Annotated in this window: 22 protein-coding genes and 1 pseudogene; 7 read left to right on the top strand and 16 right to left on the bottom strand. The window is 73.1% G+C overall.

Annotation, left to right across the window (positions count from 1 at the left end):
• Window positions 1-44 precede the first annotated feature (44 nt).
• Together ACEZDG_RS19745 and ACEZDG_RS19750 are read left to right on the top strand one after the other, a co-directional pair.
• The gene (locus ACEZDG_RS19745) at window positions 45-1,304 is read left to right on the top strand and encodes a Gfo/Idh/MocA family protein (RefSeq protein WP_380511265.1); all 1,260 of its coding nucleotides are present in this window, start codon (window positions 45-47) and stop codon (window positions 1,302-1,304) included.
• A 37-nt stretch (window positions 1,305-1,341) separates the two neighbouring features.
• Complete coding sequence (locus tag ACEZDG_RS19750) at window positions 1,342-2,364, top strand: N-acetylglucosamine kinase (protein WP_380511268.1); 1,023 nt, start codon at window positions 1,342-1,344, stop codon at window positions 2,362-2,364.
• Window positions 2,365-2,381: 17 nt separating this feature from the next.
• Here ACEZDG_RS19750 and ACEZDG_RS19755 read toward each other — a convergent pair whose 3' ends face one another.
• Both ACEZDG_RS19755 and ACEZDG_RS19760 read right to left on the bottom strand, forming a co-directional pair.
• Window positions 2,382-3,548, bottom strand: coding sequence for an N-acetylglucosamine-6-phosphate deacetylase (locus tag ACEZDG_RS19755; RefSeq protein WP_380511271.1), 1,167 nt, complete (start codon window positions 3,546-3,548; stop codon window positions 2,382-2,384).
• Window positions 3,545-4,321 carry a glucosamine-6-phosphate deaminase gene (locus ACEZDG_RS19760; RefSeq protein ID WP_380511273.1) on the bottom strand — a complete coding sequence of 259 codons (777 nt, stop codon included), beginning with the start codon at window positions 4,319-4,321 and terminating at the stop codon, window positions 3,545-3,547. Before ACEZDG_RS19760 ends, ACEZDG_RS19755 begins: the two co-directional genes overlap by 4 nt.
• 125 nt (window positions 4,322-4,446) lie before the next feature.
• Between ACEZDG_RS19760 and ACEZDG_RS19765 the strand changes: the two genes are divergently transcribed.
• Window positions 4,447-5,469, top strand: coding sequence for a LacI family DNA-binding transcriptional regulator (locus ACEZDG_RS19765; RefSeq protein ID WP_380511276.1), 1,023 nt, complete (start codon window positions 4,447-4,449; stop codon window positions 5,467-5,469).
• A 56-nt stretch (window positions 5,470-5,525) separates the two neighbouring features.
• On the opposite strand, the gene ACEZDG_RS19770 is transcribed toward ACEZDG_RS19765, so the two are convergent.
• The 7 genes and pseudogenes from ACEZDG_RS19770 to ACEZDG_RS19800 form a co-directional block, all read right to left on the bottom strand.
• Complete coding sequence (locus tag ACEZDG_RS19770; protein ID WP_380511279.1) at window positions 5,526-6,164, bottom strand: response regulator; 639 nt, start codon at window positions 6,162-6,164, stop codon at window positions 5,526-5,528.
• The gene (locus ACEZDG_RS19775) at window positions 6,161-7,444 is read right to left on the bottom strand and encodes a sensor histidine kinase (protein WP_380511282.1); all 1,284 of its coding nucleotides are present in this window, start codon (window positions 7,442-7,444) and stop codon (window positions 6,161-6,163) included. Before ACEZDG_RS19775 ends, ACEZDG_RS19770 begins: the two co-directional genes overlap by 4 nt.
• A 19-nt stretch (window positions 7,445-7,463) precedes the next feature.
• On the bottom strand, window positions 7,464-8,255 hold the full coding sequence (locus ACEZDG_RS19780; RefSeq protein ID WP_380511285.1) for an ABC transporter permease: 792 nt from the start codon (window positions 8,253-8,255) through the stop codon (window positions 7,464-7,466).
• Window positions 8,256-8,265: 10 nt separating this feature from the next.
• Window positions 8,266-9,222, bottom strand: a complete 957-nt coding sequence (locus ACEZDG_RS19785) for an ABC transporter ATP-binding protein (RefSeq protein WP_380511872.1) — start codon at window positions 9,220-9,222, stop codon at window positions 8,266-8,268.
• A gap of 128 nt (window positions 9,223-9,350) precedes the next feature.
• A complete protein-coding gene (locus tag ACEZDG_RS19790) occupies window positions 9,351-9,905 on the bottom strand; it encodes a GNAT family N-acetyltransferase (RefSeq protein WP_380511288.1) in 555 nt (184 codons plus the stop codon).
• A gap of 133 nt (window positions 9,906-10,038) precedes the next feature.
• A pseudogene (locus tag ACEZDG_RS19795) lies at window positions 10,039-10,305 on the bottom strand (aromatic-ring hydroxylase C-terminal domain-containing protein); the annotation flags it as partial.
• 286 nt (window positions 10,306-10,591) lie between these two features.
• Window positions 10,592-11,458 carry a S1 family peptidase gene (locus ACEZDG_RS19800; protein ID WP_380511291.1) on the bottom strand — a complete coding sequence of 289 codons (867 nt, stop codon included), beginning with the start codon at window positions 11,456-11,458 and terminating at the stop codon, window positions 10,592-10,594.
• 154 nt (window positions 11,459-11,612) lie between these two features.
• Between ACEZDG_RS19800 and ACEZDG_RS19805 the strand changes: the two genes are divergently transcribed.
• On the top strand, window positions 11,613-12,218 hold the full coding sequence (locus tag ACEZDG_RS19805) for a TetR/AcrR family transcriptional regulator (RefSeq protein ID WP_380511294.1): 606 nt from the start codon (window positions 11,613-11,615) through the stop codon (window positions 12,216-12,218).
• A 37-nt stretch (window positions 12,219-12,255) separates the two neighbouring features.
• On the opposite strand, the gene ACEZDG_RS19810 is transcribed toward ACEZDG_RS19805, so the two are convergent.
• Window positions 12,256-13,923 (bottom strand): FAD-binding dehydrogenase, encoded by a 1,668-nt coding sequence (locus ACEZDG_RS19810; protein ID WP_380511296.1) that lies wholly within the window; start codon window positions 13,921-13,923, stop codon window positions 12,256-12,258.
• Window positions 13,924-14,087: 164 nt separating this feature from the next.
• Between ACEZDG_RS19810 and ACEZDG_RS19815 the strand changes: the two genes are divergently transcribed.
• Entirely contained in the window at window positions 14,088-14,732 is a 645-nt protein-coding gene (locus ACEZDG_RS19815; protein WP_380511299.1) for a TetR/AcrR family transcriptional regulator, read from the top strand.
• 11 nt (window positions 14,733-14,743) lie between these two features.
• Here the strand turns inward: ACEZDG_RS19815 and ACEZDG_RS19820 are convergent, their stop codons facing one another.
• The 3 genes from ACEZDG_RS19820 to ACEZDG_RS19830 all read right to left on the bottom strand — a co-directional run bounded on the left by ACEZDG_RS19820 (window position 14,744) and on the right by ACEZDG_RS19830 (window position 16,103).
• Window positions 14,744-15,193 carry a hypothetical protein gene (locus tag ACEZDG_RS19820; protein ID WP_380511302.1) on the bottom strand — a complete coding sequence of 150 codons (450 nt, stop codon included), beginning with the start codon at window positions 15,191-15,193 and terminating at the stop codon, window positions 14,744-14,746.
• A 71-nt stretch (window positions 15,194-15,264) separates the two neighbouring features.
• Window positions 15,265-15,666 carry a peptidase inhibitor family I36 protein gene (locus ACEZDG_RS19825; RefSeq protein WP_380511305.1) on the bottom strand — a complete coding sequence of 134 codons (402 nt, stop codon included), beginning with the start codon at window positions 15,664-15,666 and terminating at the stop codon, window positions 15,265-15,267.
• 38 nt (window positions 15,667-15,704) lie between these two features.
• Complete coding sequence (locus ACEZDG_RS19830; RefSeq protein WP_380511308.1) at window positions 15,705-16,103, bottom strand: peptidase inhibitor family I36 protein; 399 nt, start codon at window positions 16,101-16,103, stop codon at window positions 15,705-15,707.
• A gap of 195 nt (window positions 16,104-16,298) precedes the next feature.
• Here ACEZDG_RS19830 and ACEZDG_RS19835 point away from each other — a divergent pair, with 195 nt between their 5' ends.
• Window positions 16,299-18,971: an ATP-binding protein gene (locus ACEZDG_RS19835; RefSeq protein ID WP_380511311.1), complete on the top strand. Its 2,673-nt coding sequence runs from the start codon at window positions 16,299-16,301 to the stop codon at window positions 18,969-18,971.
• Between the two features lie 49 nt (window positions 18,972-19,020).
• Here the strand turns inward: ACEZDG_RS19835 and ACEZDG_RS19840 are convergent, their stop codons facing one another.
• On the bottom strand, window positions 19,021-20,772 hold the full coding sequence (locus tag ACEZDG_RS19840; RefSeq protein WP_380511314.1) for an ATP-binding SpoIIE family protein phosphatase: 1,752 nt from the start codon (window positions 20,770-20,772) through the stop codon (window positions 19,021-19,023).
• A 16-nt stretch (window positions 20,773-20,788) separates the two neighbouring features.
• A complete protein-coding gene (locus ACEZDG_RS19845) occupies window positions 20,789-21,571 on the bottom strand; it encodes a TetR/AcrR family transcriptional regulator (RefSeq protein WP_380511317.1) in 783 nt (260 codons plus the stop codon).
• 93 nt (window positions 21,572-21,664) lie between these two features.
• Here ACEZDG_RS19845 and ACEZDG_RS19850 point away from each other — a divergent pair, with 93 nt between their 5' ends.
• Window positions 21,665-22,552 carry an alpha/beta hydrolase family protein gene (locus tag ACEZDG_RS19850; protein ID WP_380511320.1) on the top strand — a complete coding sequence of 296 codons (888 nt, stop codon included), beginning with the start codon at window positions 21,665-21,667 and terminating at the stop codon, window positions 22,550-22,552.
• A 16-nt stretch (window positions 22,553-22,568) separates the two neighbouring features.
• On the opposite strand, the gene ACEZDG_RS19855 is transcribed toward ACEZDG_RS19850, so the two are convergent.
• Complete coding sequence (locus ACEZDG_RS19855; protein ID WP_380511323.1) at window positions 22,569-23,600, bottom strand: 2-dehydropantoate 2-reductase; 1,032 nt, start codon at window positions 23,598-23,600, stop codon at window positions 22,569-22,571.
• Between the last annotated feature and the right edge of the window lie 75 nt (window positions 23,601-23,675).

Below are 23,675 nucleotides of genomic sequence, written 5' to 3' on the forward strand. Positions count from 1 at the left end.
CGCTAATAATGAGGCACTCCATCATAAGTACCGGAAAGGAACCCATGCCTCGGGTGACTCTAGCCCTCGTCGGAGCGGGGCTGCGAGGACAGTCCTACGCGCGTCGCGCCCAGTCCACCGGCGCCGGCCAGGTGGTCGCGGTGGCCGAACCGGACCCGGCCCGCCGCGCCGCGGCGGCCCGGGAGTTCGGCATCCCGCCGGACCGGGCCTTCGCCGGCTGGGCCGAACTCGCCGCGGAAGGACGGCTCGCCGACGCGGCGATCATCGCCACCCAGGACCGGCAGCACACCGGGCCGACCGTGCGGCTGGCCGACCTGGGGTACCACGTACTCCTGGAGAAGCCGATGGCCACGGACGAGGGCGAGGCCGCTGTGATCGCCGAGGCCGCCGAGCGCAACAAGACCATGCTGGCGGTCTGCCACGTCCTCCGGTACACCCCCTACACCAAGGCGCTGAAGTCCCTGCTGGACGAGGGGCGGATCGGCCGCCTGGTCAGCGTGGAGCACCTCGAACCCGTCGGCTGGTGGCACCAGGCGCACTCCTTCGTCCGCGGGAACTGGCGCCGCTCGGACACCTCGGCGCCGATGCTGCTGACCAAGTCCTGCCACGACATCGACTGGCTGGTGTACCTCTTCGGGCGGTCACCGGAACGGGTCAGCTCCTTCGGCAGCCTGACCCACTTCCGGCCCGAGGCCGCGCCGCCCGGGGCCGGGGAGCGCTGCCTGGACTGCTCGGTCGAGAGCAGCTGCCCCTACTCCGCCAAGCGCCTCTACCTGGACTGCCTCGGCGATCCGGACCGCGAGTTCTGGCCGCTGTCGGCGGTCACCAGGGACCACACCGAGCAGGGCGTGCTGCGGGCCCTGCGGACCGGCCCTTACGGCCGCTGCGTCTACGCCTGCGACAACGACGTGGTCGACCACCAGGTGGTCACCATGGAGTTCGACGACGGCGCGACCTGCTCCTTCACCATGAGCGCCTTCACCCCGATGGAGCACCGGCACACCCGGCTGCTGGGCACCCACGGCTTCCTGGACGGCGACGGCGTCACCCTCCGGCTGGTCGACTTCCGCACCGGCGCCGAGGAGCTGCTGGACACCCGCACCACCGCCTGGGCCTCGGCCGCCGACGGCCACGGCGGCGGTGACGAGGCGCTGATGGACGCCTTCCTCCAGGCGGTCGGCTCGCAGGATCCGGCCCTGCTCAAGTCCGACGCCGCGGCGAGCCTGGCCAGCCACCGGGTGGTCTGGGCGGCCGAGCGCGCCCGCACCAGCGGGACGGTGGTCCGGCTGTCCCCGGCCGTGTGAAGGTCCGTGACGGGCCTGGGTCTGCTTCGATGCCGCCATGACTTCGGTACTGGGAATCGACGCGGGCGGCACGGCGACCAGGGCCCTGCTGGTCACCCTGGACGGGCAGGTCGTGGCCGGCGGCGAGGCCGGTCCCGGGAACCCGATCGTCGGCGGCCGGGCCGCGGTGCGGTCCTTCGCCGACGCACTGGAGCAGGCGTTGCGCGGTACGGATCCGGGCACCGTGCGGGCCGGTCTGATCGGCATCGCGGGATCCGGCGGCCTGGCCGACCCGGACGTCGCCGCCGCCTACACCGCGGCCTGGACCGGCGCGGGCCTGCGCTGCCCGCTGTGGACCTCCGGCGACGCCCCGATCGCCTTCGCCGCCGGAACGCCGGAGCCCTCCGGCGTGGTGGTCATCGTCGGCACCGGGGCGGTCGCCGCCCTGGTCGAGGCGCGCGAGGTGGCCCGGATCGCGGACGGCCTCGGCTGGCTGCTCGGTGACGAGGGCTCAGGCTTCTGGCTCGGGCTGCAGGCCGTCCGCCGGGTGGCCCGGACCTGCCGGGCGACAGCGGTGCTCCCGGCCGAGGGGCTGGCCGGAGCGGTCGCCCGGCACGCGGGCGTGGCCACGGCCGACGAACTGGTCCGCTGGGCGACCGGGCTGCCGCTCGGCCGGATCGCCGCGCTGGCGCCCTCGGTGTGCGCCGAGGCGCGGGCCGGTGACCCGGTGGCCGCGGCGATCACCGCGGAGGCGGTGGCCCGGCTGACCGCCACCCTGGACCAGCTGGACGCCGCCGCCCTCGGGACGGTGGTGCTGGCCGGGGGAGTCCTGTGCCAGGACACTCCGGTGCGGGACGGGCTGGTCGCCGCGCTCCAGGGCCGTGGTGTGCGGGTGCGGTTCGCCCGCGACCCCGCTCGCGGCGCCGCCTGGATCGCGGCCTGCCGGGCCCTGGGCCAGGTCGACACCGAGGCGGCCCGACGGCTGCACGCGGTGCTCTGCGACAGCGCGCCGCCGTCGAGCCCGGACCCGTACCGGCACGGGGGCCGACCAGGGCCTGAACAGGGTCTGACCAGTTTCTGACCCGCCGTCACCGGCCGTTATCCGGAGACCTGCTGACCCCGCACCAGGACCGTGTCCGCGGTCAGCGTCCGGCTGCCGGGGGACCAGGCGAAGCGCAGCAGATCGGCGTGGGCGCCCGGTTCGAGCCGGCCGCGTCCGCCGACGAACCGGCCCGGGTTCCCGGTGGCCAACTGCAGGGCCTCGCCGAGGCCGAGCCGGGCCGAGACCACCGCCTGGGCGACCCCGTCGGCGAGCCCGCGGGCGGCGCCGGCCAGGAAGGGCGTGCCGGTCTGGCCGAGCCTGCCGTCCGCGCCGAGTTCCACACTGCCGCCGACCGGGGTCAGATAGCGGCCCGGCGGCATTCCGGCGAGGGCGACGGCGTCCGAGACCAGTAGTGAGCGCTGCGGGCCCTTGGCCCGGACCATCGCGGTGAGGGTGTCGGCCGGCAGGTGGTGGCCGTCGGCGATGAAGCCGGCGGTGAGCCGGTCGTCGGCCAGCTGGGTCCACAGGTAGTTGGGGTGGCGCGGCAGTACCGCGTGGGCGCCGTTGCCGAGGTGGGTGCACAGCCTTGCGCCGGCGTCGGCGACCGCGGTGATCCGGTCGGGATCCGCATGGGTGTGCCCGATCGCGACATGCACCCCGCGGCGGGTCAACTCGGCGGTGTAGGCCGGGGCTTCGTCGTAGTGCGGGGACAGGGTGACCATACCGACCAGCCCGTCGGCGGCCTGCTGCCAGCGTTCGAACTCCTCGAGCGAGGGCGGCCGGATGTGCTCGGCCGGGTGCACTCCGCGCGGACCGTCCTGCGCCGAGAGGTGCGGCCCCTCCAGATGGGCGTACGGGATGGAGTGCCGGACCAGCGGGTCCAGCCGCCGGGCGGCGGCGATGGTGGCCAGCGCCCGGGCGATCCGCCGGTGCGAGGCGGTGACCACGGTCGGCACGAAGGTGGTCACTCCGTGCCGGTGCAGGGCGCGGGTGAGGGCGGCCACGGTCTCCGGGGTGGTGTCCTCGGCGTTGAGGTCGTGCCCTGCGAAGCCGTTGACCTGGAGGTCGATCAGCCCGGGGGCGAGCCAGTGCGACTCGTCGGCCGGCCCGGGGCCGATGGCGGCGATCAGTCCGCCGCGGACGGTGACCGCGAGCGGACGGCCGGTCGCCGGGTCCCTGCCGGTCAGGACGCGGGCCGGCCCGGGCTGCTGATCGGCCGTCAAGGCCGGCCGCCCGCAGGGAGTCCGGCCGGGAGGCCCGCGGCGGAGTCGCGGTCGAGGAAGAGCAGGCAGTCGGGGTGCTCGCGCAGCGCGCTCGCCGGGCAGTGCGGGCCGATCGGGCCCAGCAGCGCCTGCCGCACCGCCTCGCGCTTGCGTGCGCCGGGGACCACGCAGAAGAGCCGGTCCGCGGCCAGCAGTCGGGGCACGGTCAGCGTGATCGCCCGCCGGGGTACCTGGTCCAGGGCGGCGAAGCAGCCGTCGGCGACCTGCTGGCGGCGGCAGGGCTGGTCCAGTTCGACGACCTTCACGTCCAGCGGGTCGGCGAAGTCCGCGACCGGCGGGTCGTTGAAGGCCAGGTGGCCGTTCTCGCCGATGCCCAGGCAGACCAGGTCGACGGGTTCGGCGGCCAGTTCCGCCGCGTAGTCGCGGGCCGTCCGCTCGGGATCGGGGCCGGGCTCGATCAGCCGGATCCGGCCCAGCGGCACCCGGTCGAAGAGCGCGTCCCGCAGCCAGCGCCCGAAGCGCTGGGGCGCGTCCGGCGCCAGGCCGAGGTACTCGTCCATGTGGAAGGCGGTGACCCGGCTCCAGTCCAGGCCGGGCTGGCCGGCCAGGGCGGTCAGCATCTCCCGTTGGCTGGGCGCGGCGGCGAAGACCATCCGCAGCCGGGCCTGGCCGGCCAGCCGTTCGCGCATCGCCTCGGCGACCGCGGCGGCTGCCGCGCGGCCCAGCGCGCCGCGGTCCTGGTGGACCTGCGGGGCAAGGGTGGATCCGGTCATGGGCACAGTCTCTTCCGGGTAGGCCGCGCTCGGTGGTGCTGCGCGGCCATCATGCTGTGCAATCGGTTGCACGTCAATCGCACCCTTGGGGCGACCGGTGCGGGGCCAGCCGCTAGGCTGCGGCCATGGCAGCATCCGAATCGAGCCGTGCGGCACTCGTCCGTTCCCCCACCATGGGCGACGTGGCGGCGGGCGCCGGGGTCTCCCGGGCCACCGTCTCGCGGGCGCTGAGCCGGCCGGAGCGGTTGCGGCCGGAGACCGTGGAGCGGGTGAAGCAGACGGCGCAGGAGCTCGGTTATGTGCTGAACCCGGTCGCCAAGGCGCTGTCCACCGGTCGGTTCGGCAACCTGGCGCTGGTGGTGCCGGACATTGCCAACCCCTTCTTCCCGCCGATGATCCGGGCGATGGAGGGCCTGGCCGACCGGGCCGGCTTCTCGGTCTTCCTGGGCAACGCGGACGAGGACCCGGCCCGGGAGCACAAGCTGCTCGGGCAGCTGGCCAAGCAGGTCGACGGCATCGTGCTCGCCTCCTCGCGGATGACCGAGGAACTGATCAGGGAGCATGCCGAGCGACGGCCGCTGGTGCTGGTCAACCGGGATGTCGCGGGCCTGCCCCGGGTGCTGGTCGACAGCGCCGGCGGCGTGGCCCAGGCGGTCGAGCACCTGGCCGGGCTCGGCCACCGGCACATCGCCTACCTCAACGGCCCGTCCCGCTCCTGGTCCAACACCCAGCGCCGGCGGACGGTTCAGCGCACCGCCGAGCGGCTGGGCCGGTCGGTGTCCATGGTCGCGGCCCGGCTCTCCAGCTACGAGGCGGGGCGCCGGGCCGTGCCCGCGCTGCTGGCCTGCGGGGCGAGCGCGGTGATCGCCTTCGACGACCTGCTGGCCCACGGCGTCCTCACCGGACTGGCCGAACGGGGCGTCGCCGTGCCGTCCGCTTTCAGCGTGGTCGGCTGCGACGACGTGCTGGCCGCGCAGACCCACCCCCAGCTGACCACGGTCTCGGCCCGGGCGGCCGAGGCCGGCCGGGCGGCGGTCGAGCTGCTGACCGGACGGCTCGCCAGCGCGGTGGCGATAAGCGACGCCCGGCTGATGCTGGAGACCTCGCTCGTGGTCCGCGCCACCACCGGGCCTGCGCCGGGCCGCTGACGGCGGCTGCGCCGACTGCGTGGCGTGCAATCGGTTGCAGGGCCGGTGACGGTGGCTCAGTTCTGGCCGAGCAGCCCGCGTTCGTAGGCGGCGGCCACGGCGGCGGCGCGGTCGCGGACGCCGAGTTTGGTGTAGAGGTGCATCAGATGGGTCTTGATGGTGGCCTCGCTGACGTGCAGTTCGCGGGCGACGGCCTGGTTGGTGGCACCGGAGGCGACCAGGCGGAGCACATCGAGTTCCCGCGGGCTCAGGCTGCCAGGTTCCCGGACGCCGAGCCGGCCCATCAGGGTCCCGGCGACGGAGGGCGACAGGACCGGCTGGCCCGCGTACGCCGCCCGCACCGCGCGGATCAGCTCGTCGCGCGGGGCGTCCTTGAGCAGGTAGCCGGTGGCCCCGGCCTCGATGGCGGGCAGCACGTCCCGGTCGGTGTCGAAGGTGGTCAGCACCAGCACCCGGGCCGGGTGGCCGAGTTCGCGCAGCCGCAGGATGGCCTCCACGCCGCCGGTGCCGGGCATGCGGAGGTCCATCAGGACCACGTCGACGCCGATGTCGGTGCGCTGCGCCTGCCGGACCGCCTCCGCGCCGTCCCCCGCCTCGCCGACCACCTCGAACCCGGCGTCGCCGGCGAAGACCCCGCGCAGGCCGTCGCGCATCACCGGGTGGTCGTCCACGATCAGCAGCCGGATCGGGCTCACTGGGTTGCCCCCAACGACGGTGCGTGGACGGCTGCCTGCATCGGGACGGTGGCGTTGACGGTGGTGCCGTAGCCGGGGGTGGACTCCAGGTTGAGCGTTCCGGAGAGGCGGTCCAGCCTGCGCCGCATCCCGGCCAGGCCGTAGCCGTCGCTCTCGGCGCGCCGGGCGGGCGCGAAGCCCACGCCGTCGTCCGCGACGTCGAGCAGCACCGTGTCGTCGAGGTAACTGAGGGTCAGATGCACCTTCGAGGCCCCGGCGTGCTTGGCGACGTTGGCCAGGGCCTCCTGCGCCACCCGGAACAGCGCCGCCTCCACGTCCGGGCCCGCCGGGAGCGGGGTCCCGGTGGCCTCGAACTCGGCCGGGATCGACGACTGTTCGGACCAGCTCCGGGTCAGCGCGCCGATGGCCTCGGTCAGGGTGGCCTGCTCCAGTTGCTCCGGCCGCAGCGCCCGCACCGAGCGGCGGGCCTCGGTGAGGTTGGCCCGGGCGAGCGAGGTCGCCAGGTCGAGATGGCGGCCCCACTCCGCCTCGTCGTGGCGTGCCTGCCGGGCGGCCTGGAGCTGGGCGACGATGCCGGTCAGTCCCTGCGCCAGGGTGTCGTGGATCTCGCCCGCCAGTCGCTGGCGCTCCTCCACGATGCCCGCCTCGCGTGCCTGGACCAGGAGTTGGGCGTGCAGGCCGGCGTTCTCGGCCATCGACGCCTGCAACCGGCGGTTGGTCTCGCCCAGTTCCTCGACCATCCGTCCCCGCTCGGTGTTCTGCGTCATCACCCGGTTGGTGAGGCTGACCATCAGCAGCACCGCCGTCATATTGAAGCAGGCCATCAGCAGGTAGACCAAGGTGTGGGTGTTCCACCCGGTCGGGTAGCCGTTGGTCTGCGAGGCCGCCAGCACGGCGGCGACCAGGGCGAACCCGGCCTTGCGCCGTACCGGCGGCAACTCGTCGGCGAAGAAGTAGCCGCTGACCGCGAACACGCCGTACCAGGGGTTCACCCAGACCAGGACCCCAGCCAGCAGCACGTGCAGGCAGAAGACCAGGAGTTGCGCGGCGGGCGCCACCCCGGTGGTCGGGTAGCGGTTCATCCCGGCCGCCCAGAGGGCGGTCAGGGCCACCGTGGCCAGTCCGATCGAACCGTGGCCGACGCTGGACCAGGAACTGTGCCCTCCCGGCGGTTCCAGCACCGCCAGCGCCGTGGCCACGGCCAGCATCGGCAGCAGCACCAGTCGGGCCAGTCGGTCGGAACGCGCCTGCCACACGTCCGGATCGGTCAGAGCGCTCATGGTCTCGATGGTGTCACCCTCATTCCCAGCGGAACAACCGTGCCGCCGCCGCGCCGCAGAGGACCGCGTACCCGGCCAGGACCAGCAGCGCGGCGGTGGGCGGCCACTGCCCGGCGATGGACGCCTGCACCGCGCGCACCCCGGCGCCCAGCGGGCTGTAGTCGCTGATGGTGCGCAGCACCGGGTTCATGGTGGGCCGGGGGATCCACAACCCCGCGAAGAACATCAGCGGGAAGAAGACGATCAGCCCCAGCCCGTTGGCGATCCGCTCGTTCGGCGCCACGGCGGTGATCAGCATCCCGATGCCCAGCGTGGCCGCGGCGACCAGCAGCAGCGACACCACGAAGCCGGCGAACTGGCGCGGGGCCGGCGCCCCGCTGACCGTGGCGATCAGCAGGATGACCACGTCGATGACGACGCCCAGGCCCAGATAGATCAACCCCTGGGCGGCCAGCAGCCGGGACGGCGGCACCGGGGTGGTGGACAGCCGCCGCAGCACCCCCTTCTCCCGGTAACCGGTGAGCACCGCGGGCAGCAGGTTCACCGCCGCCATCAGGAACACGTACATCATCACGATCGGCACATACACCTGCAGCGGGCTCAGCCCGCCGAAGGACCGGCTGGGGTGCCGGGTGGCCGGGACGACGCCCAGCACCACCACGGCGGCGACCGGGACCAGGGCGGTCCACAGGACCGCGCCCGCGGAGCGGAGGAACAGCAGCCCCTCGATCCGGGTCAGCAGCCAGAACGGGCTCCGGGCGGCGGCCCGCGCCGGGGAGGGGGCAACGGGGGGTACGGCGGTGGTGGTCATGGCACTCTCCTCAACCGGTGTGGCGCGTCGGACGGATGGCGGTGTTCTGGGCCTCGCTGTTCGGTGCTTCGCTCTGTTCGGTGATGGCCAGGAACGCGTCGTCCAGGCTTGGCTGCTCGACCCGCAGCCGGTGCGCGAGCACTCCGTGCCGGGCCAGTTGCGCGGCCACCGCGGCCAGGGCCTCGGCGCCGCCGACCACCAGGATCTCCTCGCCGCGCCGGCTGACCGACTCCACCTCGGGCAGGTCGGTGAGCAGGCTGTCCTCGATCGGGGCCGAGGGGACGAAGCGGATCCGCTGCTGCACGTCCAGCTGCGCGGTCAGCTCGGCAGGGGTGTCCAGGGCGACCACCCGGCCGCTGTCGATCACCGCGACCCGGTCGCACAGCCGCTCGGCCTCCGCCATGAAGTGGGTGACCAGCAGGATGGTCACACCCCGGTCGCGCACCGACTCGATCAGTTCCCAGGTGTCGCGTCGGGCCGCCGGGTCCAGGCCGGTGGTCAGCTCGTCGAGGATCGCCACCCGCGGATTGCCGAGCAGGGCCAGGGCGATCGACAACCGCTGCTGCTGGCCGCCGGACAGCTTGCCGAACCGGGTGCCGGCCTGCGGGCCGAGGCCCAGCAGTTCGAGCAGTTCACGCCAGTCGGCGGGGCGTTCGTAGAAGGAGCTGAACAGCCGCAGCGCTTCGCTCACCTTGAGGTTGGGCTGCAGCGCGCTGTGCTGGAGCTGCACGCCGAGGTCGGCGACGACCCGGGCCCGGTCCTTGACCGGGTCGAGGCCCAGCACCCGCAGCCGCCCGCCGTCGGCGTGGCGCAGCCCGCTGATGCACTCGACGGTGGTGGTCTTGCCGGCCCCGTTCGGTCCCAGGATGCCGAAGATCTCGCCCTCGTCCACGGAGAACGACACATCGGCCACCGCTGTCCGGTCCCCGTACCGCTTGTGCAGATGTTCCACTTCGATGACCGGCATCGGTGCCGCCCCCTTGAACTCGCAGCTCGGCGCGGTTCGCCGAGCTGGGTTCCATACTGGAGCGGCGGCGCGGGCGGCGAATCGCCCGACCGGCCAGAGCCGGGGCGACGCCTGGTGGAGGCGCCGCATCAACCGATCGGTGGATGCCGCTCCGGCCGGGGCGCGTGCCACTGCTCGGGGGTGATCGACCAGATCTCCATGGGCTCGTCGCCCGAGTCGTCCGGCTCCAGGTAGGTCAGGCCGAGACGGCGGGCCGTGCTGATGCTCGGGGCGTTGGCGGACAGCGTGTGCCAGATGACCCGGCGCATGTCCCGCTCCCGGAAGGCCCAGTCGATCAGCAGCCCGGCCGCGCGGGTGACCAGTCCGCGGCCCTGGGCGGCGGGCTCCAGCCAGCAGCCGATCTCGGCGACACCCGTCGCGGTGTCGATGGAGACGAACATGACCCCGCCGACCAGGACCCCGTCCAGCCGGATGCCGTGGATGCCCGCGCCGGTCGCCGCCTGGGCGTCCCAGTAGCGGCGCAGCACCGCCTCGGCGGACTCCAGGTCGGTGGCGAGGAAGCTGGCGCCGACCCAGGGCGCGATGTGGCTGCGGCACCGGTCGAGGTTGGCGAGGAACTCCCCGGCCTGCCAGGGCTCCAGCGGGGCGAGTTCCGCTCCGGGCCCGAGCGGCTGTGTGTACATGCGGACTCCAGTGGATCAGTGCCGGGTCGATGGCCAGGGAACAGTACATCGTCCCGGGCCGAACCACTGCTGCGCCGCGGTGCGCAGCGCGTCCAGGTCGGCCGGGCCGGGCCGGGTCGGGGCGGGGTGAGGCGGAGGCCCAGGCCACGTAGCAGTCGGGGCGGAGCAGCAGCGCGGTGAACGCCGGTGCGGGGGACTGGGGTTGGGCGGTGACGAGGTCCACCCGGTCGAGCCATGGTCTGAGTTCCTCCGCGAGTACCGCGCCTTCGGTCAGGTCCAGCAGCAACGGCCGCGCGGTCCTGGTGAGTTCGGCCAGCCGGGCGGTCTCCCCGGTCGGTAGGCGCAGGTCCAGGTCGGGGACGAACCGGCCGACCAGGGGGTGCGCGTCGGCGCCGCCCATGGCGTACCGGACGTTGTCCGGCCGGACGAGGAGTTCGGCGAACAGCTCGCGCAGCGCGGACGTCGCTGCCCGGGGCGGTGAGCGCGGCCTGTGCCTGGGCGTTGAGCACCATCCGCCGTAGGCCTTGTCGTCCTGCGACAGGTCGACGGCCTCGTGGCCGCGCCGGATCTCCACCCCGAGCCCGGCGGCCCGCTCCTGGAGCACCTGGACGATGTGGTGCTGGCTAGCAAAACGTGCCGTACGGGCATGATTGCCCGTACGACACGTTTCCGGTGAGCGGCGTCGCTCACGGCTTGGGCAGGGTGCAGCCCGGGAGGGTGAGGTCGAAGCGGTTGCCGGCGGCGACGCAGGCGGGGATCTGGTAGGTCTCCTCGGCGTAGTTGGTGCCCTGATGAACCGTCACATTGCCGTTCTGGTCGACCTCGCAGGGGTTGTCCAGGGTGCAGCGGGCGCCGTCCTCGTTGCCGGTGTTGTTGACGGCGACCACCAGGCCGGTGGAGGTGTCGATGACCGGGGAGCCGGAGGTCCCGCCGATGGTGTCGCAGGTCGAGGTGTAACGCACCGAGTCCTTCCAGATCCAGTTGCTCTCGTGCAACTGGAAGACGAATCCGTCGACCGAGCAGGAGTAGATGGTCTTCCAGTAGCCGGAGACGACCTTGATGGCCGTGCCGGCGGCCGGGTGCGTGGCGGACAGCCGCAGCGGCGCTATGCCGTACGCGGACTGGATCTGCGCATAGGTCTTGCCCAGCTGGTAGATGGTGATGTCGGTGTCCGTCATGGTCGCGTACGCCACCTTGACGGCGCGGAGCGTGGTGAGCTTGCGCCCGGTGGAGCTCAGCAGGCTGAAGCTCCGGGTGGAGGACTGGTTCAGCACCACCTGGCCGGGGTTGAGGAATCCGGTTTCCAGGCAGTGCCCGTTGGTCATCACCAGCGCCGGGTCGCTCGCCACGGACGCGGGCATCGCGATGACGGAACCCGAGCAGTCGTCGAGCGCGACCGTCCCGGCGTAGGTCACGGTGACCGCCGCGGGTGCGGGTGCGGGTGCGGCGGCCGGCGCGACGGCCGGCGCGGCCGAGGCGGGGCCGGCCAGGCCCAGCAGTGCGGCGGCGGCTGCCGCGAGCGCGGCCAGGGTGGTGCGGATCGGATGCTTCATGGGGAGCGATTCCTCTCATGACTCATGACTCACGACCGATCGTTCGGTCTATTGTCATGTACATAATGGCGAGAGGAGTCGGCCCGGACAAGGGTGCTGAACCCATAACGTTCTACTTTCAGAGTGGTTCGACCGGGGCGGGTAGCATGGCGGCATGGAGACGACGACGGGCCGCCGTGAACGCAAGAAGGCCGCCACCCGGCAGGCGCTCAGCGACGCGGCCTGGCGGTTGTTCAGCGAGCGCGGCTTCGACCAGGTCACCATCGCCCAGGTCGCCGAGGAGGCGGACACCTCGATCGCGACGGTGTTCAAGCACTTCCCCGACGGCAAGGCCGCGCTGATCTTCGGCGAGGAGCACGAGCGGCGCACCGCATTTCAGTCCGCCCTGGACCAGCGGGCCGCCGGGACCGGCGTGCTGATCGCCGCCCGGGACTTCCTCGGCACCCGCGGCGCCTCCAAGCCCGACCCCACGCCCGAGTTCCGGCGCAGGCTGGACCTGATCATGGGCACACCCGTCCTGCGCGAATACGCGCGCCGGATGTGGATCTGCTGCGAGGACCTCCTGGCCGAGGCCCTCGCCGCCGAGGCGGGCACGGATGCCGCCGGCACCGATGCCGCCGGCGTCGGTGTGCGGGCGCTGGCCCGCTTCGCCCTGGAGGCCCCCAGCCTGGCGGGTCTTGAACCGCACCCCCGCCAGGCCCTCGACGCGATCTTCCAGCTGCTCGAAACCGGCTGGGCCCGCACCGCCGCGCAGCGGTAGCGGCATTGGCAGCGACGAGGGCTGAGGGAGCGTCAGGTCAGGCTGTGGCCTCGACCGCCGCGCGGCCCGCCTGGCGGCCGGAGAAGATGCAGCCGCCGAGGAAGGTGCCCTCCAGCGAGCGGTAGCCGTGCACGCCGCCGCCGCCGAACCCCGCCACCTCGCCCGCCGCGTAGAGGCCGGGAAGCACCTCGCCGTCGGCCCGCAGCACCCGTCCGGAGAGGTCGGTCTGCAGCCCGCCGAGGGTCTTCCGGGTGACGATGTTCAGCCGGACCGCGATCAGCGGGCCCGCCTTCGGGTCCAGGATCCGGTGCGGCGAGGCGGTCCGGATCAGCCGGTCGCCGCGGTAGCGCCGGGCGTTGCGGATCGCCATGGTCTGCAGGTCCTTGCCGAACGGGTTGTCCAGGTCCCGGTCGCGCGCGGTGATCTGCGCCTCCAGGTCGGCCAGGTCGATCAGCGGCTGGTCGGTCAGCCGGTTCATCCCGGCCACCAGCTCCGGCAGGGTGTCGGCGACCACGAAGTCGGCGCCCTGGTCCAGGAACGCCTGGACCGGGGCGCTCGCGCCGGAACGGGCCCGCTTCAGCACGTCCGGGATGCTCTTGCCGGTCAGGTCCGGGTTCTGCTCCGAGCCGGAGAGCGCGAACTCCTTCTCGGCGATCCGGTAGGTCAGCACGAACCAGGAGTAGTCGTGGCCGGTGTCGGTAATGGCCTTGAGCGTGCCGAGGGTGTCGAAACCGGGGAAGTTCGGCGCCGGGAAGCGCCGGCCGTTGGCGTCCAGCCAGAGCGAGGACGGGCCCGGCAGGATCCGGATGCCGTGCCGGGCCCAGATCGGGTTCCAGTTCTGGATCCCCTCGGTGTAGTGCCACATCCGGTCCCGGTTCACCAGCCGGGCGCCGGCCTGCTCGCTGATCCCCAGCATCCGGCCGTCCACGTGCTCGGGCACGCCGGAGATCATCCGCCGGGGCGGAGTGCCCAGCCGCTCCGGCCAGTTGGCCCGGATCAGATCGTGGTCGGCGCCGATGCCGCCGGAGGTGACGATCACCGCCTGCGCGGACAGTTCGAAGGCCCCGGCCTCCTCGCGCGAGGACGCGGTGCCGCGGGCGGCGTCGCTGGGCACCAGCACCGCGCCGCGGACGCCGGTCACCGTGCCGTCCGTCAGCACCAGTTCGTCCACCCGGTGCCGGAAGCGCAGCTCGATCCGGCCCAGTTCGACCTGGCTGCGGACCCGGCGGACGAACGGCTCCACCACGCCGGGCCCGGTGCCCCAGGTGATGTGGAACCGGGGCACGCTGTTGCCGTGGCCGTCCGCGAGGTAGCCGCCGCGCTCGGCCCAGCCCACCACCGGGAAGAAGCGCACGCCCTGCGCCCGCAGCCAGGACCGCTTCTCGCCGGAGGCGAAGTCCACATAGGCGCGGGCCCACTGCCGGGCCCAGTAGTCCTCCCCGGCCGGGTCGTCCGCGCCGCGGTCGAAGCCGGCCGTGCCGAGCCAGTCCTGCCAGGCCAGCTCGGGGGAGTCCTTGATGCCCATCCGGCGCTGCTCGGGCGAGTCCACCAGGAACAGGCCGCCGAAGGACCAGAACGCCTGCCCGCCGAGGCCGGTCTCCGGCTCCTGGTCCAGCACCACCACGCGCCGCCCGGCCTCGGCCAGTTCGGCGGCGGCGACCAGGCCGGCCAGCCCCGCACCGACGACGATCACATCAGCGTCCATGGGCGCTCTTCCCTGCCTTCACTCGTGGCGGCCCGCCTGCGCGACGGCCTGCGCCGCACGACGGCCTTCTACCGTGGTGCCGACAAGGTAACCGATGCATCCGTGTATCGGATACATCCCTGTATCGTGTGTCCGCAGCACGTCGGCCGAGGGAGGAGGGCGCGATGCCCAAGGGCACCACCGTGCGCCGCCCGCGCACCCGGGCCGCGCTGCTCACGGCGGCGCTGGCGGCCTTCGCCGAGCACGGCTTCCAGGCCACCACGATCGAACAGGTCTGCGCCCGGGCCGGCTACACCCGCGGCGCCTTCTACTCCAACTTCACCAGCAAGGACGAGCTGTTCCTCGCCCTGTTCGACCAGCACAGCGAGCAGACCGTGCGCCGGCTGGACGCCGCGATGGACTCGATCCCCACCGAGGACCTCACCCTGGACCGGCTCGCCGAGCGGGTCTGCGAGATCGAGCCGGACGAGCGCGACTGGTATTTGGTCACCACCGAGTTCACCCTGCACGCGATCCGGAACCCGGAGACCGCCCGGATCCTGGCCGACCACGACGCCCGGCTCCGCGAGGCGCTCGCGCGCGGCATCACCGGGCACCTCGGCCGGGCCGGACTCACCCTGACCGTCGGTGCGGAGGAACTGGCCCGGCTGCTCGTCGCCATCCGCGAGGGCGGTCTGGCGCAGAGCTACGTCGAACCCGAGCAACTGCCGCCGGGCCGCCTGGAACGCCTGTTCCTGGCCCGCATCCTGACCGCCGTCACCCGGCCGGCTGACCGCCCCCGCCGGGGCGGCCCCGGCCGGGCCGGGTGACGGTCCGTCGGTCAGTCGCAGCCGAGGGTGCGGTCGGTGTTGAAGACCCAGTTGCCGTAGTTGTCCTTCATGCCGAAGTGGAAGTCCTTGCAGATCGCGCCGTAGACGTCCGACAGCTGGATCGGCCCGGCGTAGTAGCTGTAGTAGTTGTTGTCCCAGATCGAGCCGGTCCCGTAGCCGGGGTCGGCGGTGATGCCGTCGGACATCCACTTGGACATCCCGTAGTAGCGGCCCTTGGCGGTGAGCGTCGTGCAGACGCGGTTCGAGTAGTCGTACACGTTGCCGACCGCGGCGAGGCTGCCCGAGCCGTCGTAGAGGTTGTAGCCCTGGCTGGCGTAGTAGCCGGACGGGCATCCGGAGGCGGCCGAGGCGGGGCCGGCGGCGCTCACGCCGGCCACGAGGGTGCCGGAGAGGAGCGCGGTCGCGGCCACTGCGGAACGCAGCTTTCGTCCGATGGTCAAGGTGGTGTCGCTTCCTGGTCAGGGGATGGGGAGGGGTAGCGGGAACGGGAATGGGAACGGATGGGGCCTGATCAGCCCATGTAGGCCATCGACAGGTCCTTGTTGGCGATGTCGGAAGGCAGTGCCCCGGCGAATCCGGGCCGGAACACCTCGCATCCGGCGGCGGCGCAGATTCCCCATTCGTCACCGGTGTTGTTGACGGCCGAGGCGGCATTGTTGGCCGCGACCTGCCCGTATCCGGAGCCGTTTCCCCAGTCCCGGAACGTGTATTTGGAGAGGTCGTAGCTGCCCAGGCTCCAGTGCTCGAACGAGCCCCAGCCGTACCCGGGGGAGTTGTAGTACAGGCAGAAATTCCCTGCGGGGCAGGCCTCGGCGCCGGACGGGCCGGCGGCGTACGCCGGACCGATCAGTGCGACCGTCATGGCCGCGGCAGCCGCCATGACCGACCCGATTTTTGCCGTCTTCCGATTCATCGGTCCTCCTGTGCCTTTTGTGAACGAACGGATGATGCTCAGCCCCCGTACATCGACCAGTCGCCGTTGGGGAAGGCCAGAATTCCGGAGGTGCCCGGGTGGTAGTACGAGACCTGGGTCCCGGTCTGGTTGTAGACGGTCCAGGTGACCCCGGTGTTGTTGACGAACGAGGCCGCGTTGTTGACCACGCTCTGCCCGTAGCCGGATCCGTTGCCCCAGTCCCTGAAGGAGTACTGCCCGAGGTCGGGGAAATTGCCGGGGCTCCAGTGCTCGAACGAGCCCCAGCCGTACCCGGGGGAGTTGTAGTAGAGGCAGAAGTTGCCGCTGGGGCAGGCCTCCGCCCCCGACGGCCCCGCGGCATAAGCGGAGCCAGTCATTCCGGTGAGCATGGCGGCTGCGGCGACCGCGACCACGCCGACTGCCATCTGTCGTTTCATCAGATCCCCCTGTGGGTGTCGGTGTCCTGGTCCGAGGGGCCTCTGGACCGCTCTGACCAGTGACCATCCTGGTTCCGGGGGGATCGTCGGACCATGGCGTTGATCTGGCGTTCGTATGGTGTTTCGGTACGGACGGCCCGTAGAGTCTGTATCCGGAGGATTCGGGTAATAGACCACTTCCAGGGGGAACAAGTGGTGGGGAGTGCCTTCGGTGATCTGCTGCGCGACTGTCGACTTTCGGTCGGCTGGACGCAGGACGAACTCGCCGACCGCTCAGGGGTGTCGGTCCACTCGATCAGCGTGCTGGAGGCGGGGCGCCGGCAGCCGCGGCTGTCGTCGGTGGCCCGGCTCGCCGACGCCCTCGGGCTCGCCGCGCGCCGCCGCGAACAGCTGCTCGCGGCGGCCCGTACCGTCTCGGCCCCGGCCCGGCCGCGGGTCGGTCCCGAACCGGTCCAGGCCCGCCCGAACGCTCCCTGCCAGCTGCCCTACGACACGCGGCTGTTCACCGGACGGGCCCGGGAGCTCGACCAGCTGCTGTCGCTGGCCAGGTCCGCGCCCGCGGGTAGCGCCTGCGGCATGGTGGTGATCTCCGCCATCGACGGCATGGGCGGGGTGGGCAAGTCCGCGCTGGCGGTCCGGGCCGCGCACCGGGCCCGGGCCCAGTTCCCGGACGGGCAGCTCTTCGTCGACCTGCACGGCCACACGGCCGGCACCGCCCCGGTCAGCCCCGCCGACGCCCTGGACTGGCTGCTGCGCTCACTGGGCGTGCCGCCGCAGCAGATCCCCGAGGACCTGAGCACCCGCGCCGCCCTGTACCGGGAAAGGCTCGCCGACACCCGCACCCTGATCATCCTCGACAACGCCGCCAGCAGCGCGCAGGTCCGCCCGCTGCTGCCGGGGACGTCCGGCTGCCTGGTCCTGATCACCAGCCGCAGGCGGCTGACCGGGCTGGACGACGCCCACAGCCTCGCCGTCGACCTGCTCCCCGGCCCGGACGCCGTCGCGCTGCTTCGCGAAGCCGCGGGCCCGGGGCGTGTCCCCGCCGACGATCCGGCGGCCGACGAGCTCGTCGAGCTGTGCGGACGGCTGCCCCTGGCGATCCGCATCGCCGCCGCCCGGTTGCGGCACCAGCGCGGCCTGCGGCTGGAGAGCCTGGTGGAGCTGCTCCGGGACGAGCACCACCGGCTGACCCACCTGACCGACGAGGACCGGAGCCTGACCGCCGTCTTCGCCACCTCCTTCGCCTCCCTCGCCCCCGCCGAGCAGAACCTGCTGCGCCTGCTGGCCCGGGTCCCCGGCCACGACGTGGACTCCTACGCCGTCGCCGCCCTGGCCGACACCGACCAGCGCACGGCGGAGCAGCTGCTGGAGAGCCTGCTCGACCACAACCTGATGGTCCAGCGGGTCCCCGGCCGCTATCTGTTCCACGACCTGGTCGGGCTCTACGCCCGGTCGACGGTCGAGGAGCCGCAGGCCGGGGCGGGCGCGAAGGCCGCGGACGAGGACCCGGACGCCCCGCTGCACCGGCTGGCCGGGTACTACCAGCAGGCCGCCGCGCAGGCCAACGAGCACCTGGCACGCCACACCCGCCCGGGTCGGCACCTCGCACCGGCGGTCTCCGTCACCCTCCCCGCCCCGACCGACCGGGCCGGGGCACTCGGCTGGATGCGCAGCGAGTACCAGAACCTGCTGGCGCTGCTCGGCCACCCCGTCGCCGCGTCCATGCCCTGGTTCACCGTGTCGCTCTCCGCCGACCTGGCGGCCTTCCTGCTGATGGAGGGGCGCTGGGGCCAGGCCGCCGCCCTGCACCAGTCCGCGGTGACCGCGGCGGCCGCCGCAGGCGACCGCGGCGGCGAGCCGGACGCCCTGTGCGACCTGGGCCGGGTCCGGCACGCGACCGGCGACTACCACGCCGCCGCGGAGCTGTACGAGCAGGCCCTGACGATCCACCAGAAGCTCGGCGACCGCCATGGCGAAGCCAACGACCTGCACGAACTCGGCCGGATCCGGCTGCTGACCGGGGAGATCCGGGAAGCCGCCTGGCTGCACGAACGGGCCCTGGCCACCTTCCGGGCCCTCGGCGACCGGCTGGGCGAGGCCCGCGCGCTGTGCGACCTGGGCCGGGCCCGGCACTCCCTGGGCGATTCCCCCGGCGCGGTCGAGCTGTCCTTGCAGGTGCTCGACCTCTATCGGATCATGGGCGACCGCCGGGGCGAGGCCGCCGCCCTGCACGACCTGGCCTTCGTCCTCGACGAGACGGGCGACTGGGGCGGTGCCGGCAAGTTCTACCAGGAGGCGCTGACGATCTATCAGGACCTCAACAGCGTCCAGGGTGTGGCCAACACCCTGCGCGGCCTGGGCCGGGTCCAGCGCGCCGCGGGGGACCACCAGGGCGCGGCCGAGCTGCACCAGCGCTCCCTGGACGCCTGCCGCGAGGCGGGCAGCCGGCACGGGGAGGCCGACTCGCTGCGCGGCCTCGGCCAGGCCCGCGAAGCGCTGGGCGACAGCCGCGAGGCCATCGCGCTCTACCAGCAGGCGCTGGCCCTCTACCGGGAGATCGGCGGCCGGCTCGGCGAGACCACCACCCTGCTGGACCTGGCGGCGCTGACCGAGCGGACCACCGGCCCGGGTGCGGCGCTGCCGCTGCACCAGCAGGCGCTGGCGCTCGCCCGCGACACCGACCGGGCGCTGGACCAGGCGCACGCCCTGGACGGAGCCGCCCGCTGTGCCCTCGCCCTCGGCGACCGCGCCGGCGCCCAGGCCCACTTGGAGGACCTGGTCGCCCTCTACCGCCGACTCGACTCACCCGCGGAGGCGGAGGCAGCCGCCCGGCTGTCCGCGCTGCGGGCGGTGGGCGAGCGGGGGTGAGGGGGCGAGGGGGCGACGGGGCGAGGGCCGGCGTCCGGGTGAGCCGCCGTCAGCGGGCGGTGCCCGGAGGCGGGTCCGGGTCTGCGGCGGGGTCCGGGCTCGGGCCGGGCTCCTCGGTCAGTTCGAACCACACCGTCTTGCCTTCCGACTCCGGCCGCACGCTCCACTGGTCGGAGAGGATGTCGAGCAGGACCAGCCCGCGCCCCGAGGACGCCAGTTCGCCGGGGGTGCGCTGGTGGGGCAGTTCGTCGCCGCTGTCGGAGACCTCCACGCGCAGCGTGTGCCGGCCGGGTTCGCCCGACACCGCGGCGATGAGCACCGCGGCCTGGTCGGTGTGCACCAGCACATTGCCGAGCAGCTCGGACGCCAGCAGCACGGCGGTGTCCACCAGGTCGGACTGCCCCCAGTCGTGCAGCAGCGCCCGCAGTTCCGACCGTGCCTCGGCCAGGCCCTCCGCCTGGTCCTGCTCGATGGTGATCAGCACCCGCCGCACCGGCCGTACCGGCTGCTGGGTGCTGGTGTCGCGGCGCAGCATGAGCAGCGCGATGTCGTCCTCGTTGCGCGGGGTCGGGCGTTCCTCGCCATTCTCCGTCACCGGGCCGGCCACGCTCTGGATCAGCCGGTCGGCCATCCCCTCCAGGTCGCCGGTCGGGCCGGGGGCCATCGCCTCCCGCACCCGGGCCCAGCCGGTGTGCATGTCGCGGCCACCGGTCTCGATCAGGCCGTCCGTGCACAGCATCATGATTTCCCCGGCCTGCAGAACCATCACGTTGACCGGGTAGTCGTCCTCGTCGGGCATCAGCCCCAGCGGCAGCCCGCCCTTGATGTGCTTGGTCAGGCAGGTGCCGTCGGCCATCCGGAGCACGGGGTGCGGATGTCCGGCCCGCGCCACGTGCAGCGTGCCGGACGCCGGGTCGGCCTCGATGTAGATGCAGGTGGCGAATCTGTCCTCGTCCAGCGAGGTCAGGAAGCGCGAGGTGCGCGACAGCACGGCGTCGGGCCCGTGCCCCTCGGCCGCGTAGGCGTGTACCGCGGTACGGAGCTGCGCCATCAGGCTCGCGGCGCGCAGATCGTGGCCCTGGACGTCGCCGATGACCAGGGCCAGCCGGTTGGACGGCAGGTCGATGACGTCGTACCAGTCGCCGCCGACGAGCTGTCCGCCGCCGGTCGGCACGTAGCGGGAGGCCACGGTCATCCCGTGGTACTCCGACGCGCCCCGTCCCATGCTGCTCCGCAGCCCGCGCGACAGGGCCAGCTCCGCCTCGCCGGTCCGGGCCCGGTCGAGTGCGTCGGAGATCAGCTGGGCCAGGGTGAGCAGGGTGTTGCGCATACCGCTGTCGAAGTCGACCCGGTCGACGAAGGCCACCAGCCAGACCCCGGTGATCCGGCCCGTGCTGACCAGCGGCAGGAACGCCCAGGAGAGGCTGCCCTTGCGGGCCGCCAGCCGCCAGGTGGCCGGGAAGCGCTCGCGGTACTCCTCGACGGTTGGCACGTAGACCGCGTGGCCGGTGCGCAGCACCTCCGTCGCCGGATGGTCGGTGGCGATCGGCATCCGGACGGTGCGGCCGTGGCCGGACCGGTATCCGTACCGGCCCAGCAGGCTCAGCCACTTTTCGGTGACATCGAAGACGGCCATGCCGTCCAGCGGGAATTCCGGCGAGTCGAGGGAGCCCACCGCCTTGAAGACCTCCTCCACGGACGCCGCCTCGGCCAGCGCCCGGCCCACGCCGATCAGCGTGGCGTCGCGCTGCCGGGGCGAGTCGGCAGCCTGTGTCTGGGGGCCGTCGTCGTGATCGTTCATCCGCGGCCCCTTCGACTCACGCGCCGACCGGTCCGTCCAGCCGCCTGCCGTCCGTACCATGCTCCGTCGGGACGGCGGTCTCTGCAGCGCGGCTGGTCGCGTGCCCCGGTCCGTGCGACCGTGCGGGACGCTCGTCGGCAGCCGTGGTCGGCCCCGCCGGAGGCGCGCCGAGGTCGGCGTCGGTGAGCGGGCCCACGGGCAGCGGGGTGGGCCCGGTGCGGGCCGGGCGGAGGCCGTCCAGGACCACGCCCAGCACCCGCCGGTACAGGTCGGGGCGTACGGCGGCGGCCCGCAGCGACAGGGTCGCGTGGACGGACATCGTCAGCATCAGCATGTCGGTGGGCTCGATGTCCGCGCGCAGCCGGCCCGCGGCCTGGGCACGTCGCACCAGCCGGGTGTGGTGGACCCGCAGGGACGCCTCGGTCGCGGCGAACAGCTCGTTCAGCCGCTCCGGCGCGCTGCCGCGCGCCCAGCCCGCGGTGGCGGTGTAGGCACCGAGCACCAGCTCGCGGAAGCCCCGGTCGGTGGCCAACTCGGCGCTCGACTGCTCGAAGTAGCGCACAAACCCCTCCCACGGGTCCGCGGCCTGCGCGGCCTCGCGGGCCTGGGCCTCCCAGTCCTGGAAGCGGCCGGCGAACAGTTCCAGGATGAGGTCGTCCTTGTTGGCGAAGCGCCGGTACACGCTCGCCACCCCCACGCCCGCGCGCTCGGCGACGTCGGCCAGGGTCGCGCCGAGGCCCTGCTCGGCGAAGACCGCCGTGGCGGCGGCCAGGATGCGTTCGGACACGTCTCGCGCCATGCGGACGATGCTACCGCGCTTGCGGAATAGCTGTTCCGATGTAGCCTGGTGGAATAGCTATTCCGGAGATATCCGACGGCGAGGGAGACTCCCGTGAATCTCAGGTACCTGCGTGTGCTTCCCGGCGTGGAGTACTCCACCACCCCGGCCGCCGAGCCCGAGGGCCAGGACGGCGTGCTGCGGATCACCGTGGCCGCCGGCGAGCAGGTCCCCCGCAGGGCGGAGGGCGTCACGCTGCGCCGCGGGCTGCGCTACCACGAGGGACTGCGGCTCGATCTGCACACCCCGACCGCGCCCGGGCCCCACCCGCTGGTGGTCTACCTGCCAGGCGGCGGCTTCGCCGTCGCGCCGAGGGCGATGGCACGGCGTGAGCGGGCCTTCATCGCCGCCTCGGGCTACGCGGTCGCGTCCGTGCAGTACCGCACCACGCGCCAGAGGGCGACGTACCGTCAGGGGCTGGCGGATGCGCAGGCGGCGATCACCCATCTGACCGGGCACGCCGAGGAGTTCGCGATCGACCCGGAGCGGATCGCGGTGTGGGGCGAGTCGGCCGGCGGCTATATGGCCTCACTGGTCGGCCTGAAGGACGACCGGATCCGCGCCGTCGTCGACAAGTTCGGCGCCGCGGACGTCTCCCGCCTCGCCGACGGCTTCGACCGGCGGATGCGCACCTTCCTCGACGACCCGGACCATGCCGTCCACCGCTACCGTGCGGCCGAAGCCAATCCGGCCGACCTTGCCCACTCCGGAGCTCCCGCCTTCCTGCTGCTGCACGGCGACGACGACCGGGTGATCCCGCCCGCGCAGACCCTGGAACTGCACCAGGCCCTCCGGGCCGCAGGGGCCGACAGCACCCGCTACCTGCTGCGGGGTGCCGGCCACGGGCAGCTGGCCCTCAGCGGGCAACAGGCGCGACAGTGGACCTCACTGCAGGTCATGACCCTGATCCGAGACTTCCTCGACCGCCACCTGCGGGGCTGAGCAGCTCTGGCGTGACTCAGGCGCGGGTCGCCGACCGCAGTTGCTGGAGCAGGCGTTCCCCGGTCCAGGGGAGGGTGTCGGGCGCGGTCTCTGCCTGGTGGACCAGGTCGGTCAGGCAGGCGTTGGCCGGTGCGGGCAGGCCGTGCCGGGCGGCCAGGGCGACGATCTCGCCCTGCAGGGAGTCGATCTCGGTGGGTCGGCCGCGCTCCAGGTCCTCCCACATCGAGGAGCGGGCGTGCGCGTTGATGTCCAGCGTCGAGGCGGCCAGGCGTCGGAAGAGGGCATCGGGCAGGCGCAGGACGTACGGCGTGAGCGCGGCCGGCACCGGACCGAGCCGGGTCGGCCGCACTCCGGCGGCCCGGTACGCGGCCAGTGCCTCGCGTTGGCACAGGGCCAGGCACAGCCGGTAGGCGCGCAGGCCCAGTTGCTCCCGCAGCGGCAGCCCGGACAGGGCGTTCACCGCGTTGTTGAGGTTCATCAGGAGCTTGCCGTACTGGACCTCGCGGATGTCGGCGCGAGCCTCGACCGGCAGCCCCGCCGCCGTGCACAGACGGGTCAACTCCTCGACGGCGGCGGCCTGTTCGACCATCAGCGTGCCGGGCATGCCCTGGTGGACGGTTCCCGGTCCGGTCTGCACGACGTTGTACGGGACCATGCCCGCCAGGACCGTGCGGCCGGGCAGCTCCGCGCGCAGGGTGTCCGGGTTGTGCAGACCGTTCTGGAAGCTCACCACCACCGCGTCGGAGCGCAGGTGCGGCGCCAGTTGCCGGCCCGCCTCGGCGGTTGCGGCCGTCTTCACCGTGATGAGGACGAAGTCCGCGTCCGCCGCCGCGTCCGGGCCGGTCGCGAGGCGCAGTCGGTCCGGTCCGATGCGGCGGGGAGCGCGGCCCGCCGCGCTGATCGTCAGGCCGTGCTCACGCAGGACGTCCATCGCGGGGGCCCGTCCGATCAGGGTGACGTCGGCGACGTCGGCGAGCGCACCGCCCAGATGGCAGCCGATGCTGCCGGCGCCGAACACGGCGACGGTGGGGCGGGCGGTCTCGGCCATGCAGTGCTCCCGGTCCGGTAGGGGTACCACCTGTGCGTCGGCGTTGCCCGCCGGACCGCGCGTCCTGCTCCGGCC

Source organism: Streptacidiphilus alkalitolerans (assembly GCF_042511045.1).
Taxonomy (GTDB): Bacteria; Actinomycetota; Actinomycetes; order Streptomycetales; family Streptomycetaceae; genus Streptacidiphilus; species Streptacidiphilus alkalitolerans.

Excerpts from the sequence above, each read along its gene's own strand:
- ACEZDG_RS19745 (WP_380511265.1), top strand. The coding sequence starts at position 45 with ATGCCTCGGGTGACTCTAGCCCTCGTCGGAGCGGGGCTGCGAGGACAG.
- ACEZDG_RS19750 (WP_380511268.1), top strand. The coding sequence starts at position 1,342 with ATGACTTCGGTACTGGGAATCGACGCGGGCGGCACGGCGACCAGGGCC.
- ACEZDG_RS19760 (WP_380511273.1), bottom strand. The coding sequence starts at position 4,321 with ATGACCGGATCCACCCTTGCCCCGCAGGTCCACCAGGACCGCGGCGCG.
- ACEZDG_RS19765 (WP_380511276.1), top strand. The coding sequence starts at position 4,447 with ATGGCAGCATCCGAATCGAGCCGTGCGGCACTCGTCCGTTCCCCCACC.
- ACEZDG_RS19775 (WP_380511282.1), bottom strand. The coding sequence starts at position 7,444 with ATGAGCGCTCTGACCGATCCGGACGTGTGGCAGGCGCGTTCCGACCGA.
- ACEZDG_RS19780 (WP_380511285.1), bottom strand. The coding sequence starts at position 8,255 with ATGACCACCACCGCCGTACCCCCCGTTGCCCCCTCCCCGGCGCGGGCC.
- ACEZDG_RS19785 (WP_380511872.1), bottom strand. The coding sequence starts at position 9,222 with ATGCCGGTCATCGAAGTGGAACATCTGCACAAGCGGTACGGGGACCGG.
- ACEZDG_RS19790 (WP_380511288.1), bottom strand. The coding sequence starts at position 9,905 with ATGTACACACAGCCGCTCGGGCCCGGAGCGGAACTCGCCCCGCTGGAG.
- ACEZDG_RS19800 (WP_380511291.1), bottom strand. The coding sequence starts at position 11,458 with ATGAAGCATCCGATCCGCACCACCCTGGCCGCGCTCGCGGCAGCCGCC.
- ACEZDG_RS19805 (WP_380511294.1), top strand. The coding sequence starts at position 11,613 with ATGGAGACGACGACGGGCCGCCGTGAACGCAAGAAGGCCGCCACCCGG.
- ACEZDG_RS19810 (WP_380511296.1), bottom strand. The coding sequence starts at position 13,923 with ATGGACGCTGATGTGATCGTCGTCGGTGCGGGGCTGGCCGGCCTGGTC.
- ACEZDG_RS19815 (WP_380511299.1), top strand. The coding sequence starts at position 14,088 with ATGCCCAAGGGCACCACCGTGCGCCGCCCGCGCACCCGGGCCGCGCTG.
- ACEZDG_RS19825 (WP_380511305.1), bottom strand. The coding sequence starts at position 15,666 with ATGAATCGGAAGACGGCAAAAATCGGGTCGGTCATGGCGGCTGCCGCG.
- ACEZDG_RS19830 (WP_380511308.1), bottom strand. The coding sequence starts at position 16,103 with ATGAAACGACAGATGGCAGTCGGCGTGGTCGCGGTCGCCGCAGCCGCC.
- ACEZDG_RS19840 (WP_380511314.1), bottom strand. The coding sequence starts at position 20,772 with ATGAACGATCACGACGACGGCCCCCAGACACAGGCTGCCGACTCGCCC.
- ACEZDG_RS19845 (WP_380511317.1), bottom strand. The coding sequence starts at position 21,571 with ATGGCGCGAGACGTGTCCGAACGCATCCTGGCCGCCGCCACGGCGGTC.
- ACEZDG_RS19855 (WP_380511323.1), bottom strand. The coding sequence starts at position 23,600 with ATGGCCGAGACCGCCCGCCCCACCGTCGCCGTGTTCGGCGCCGGCAGC.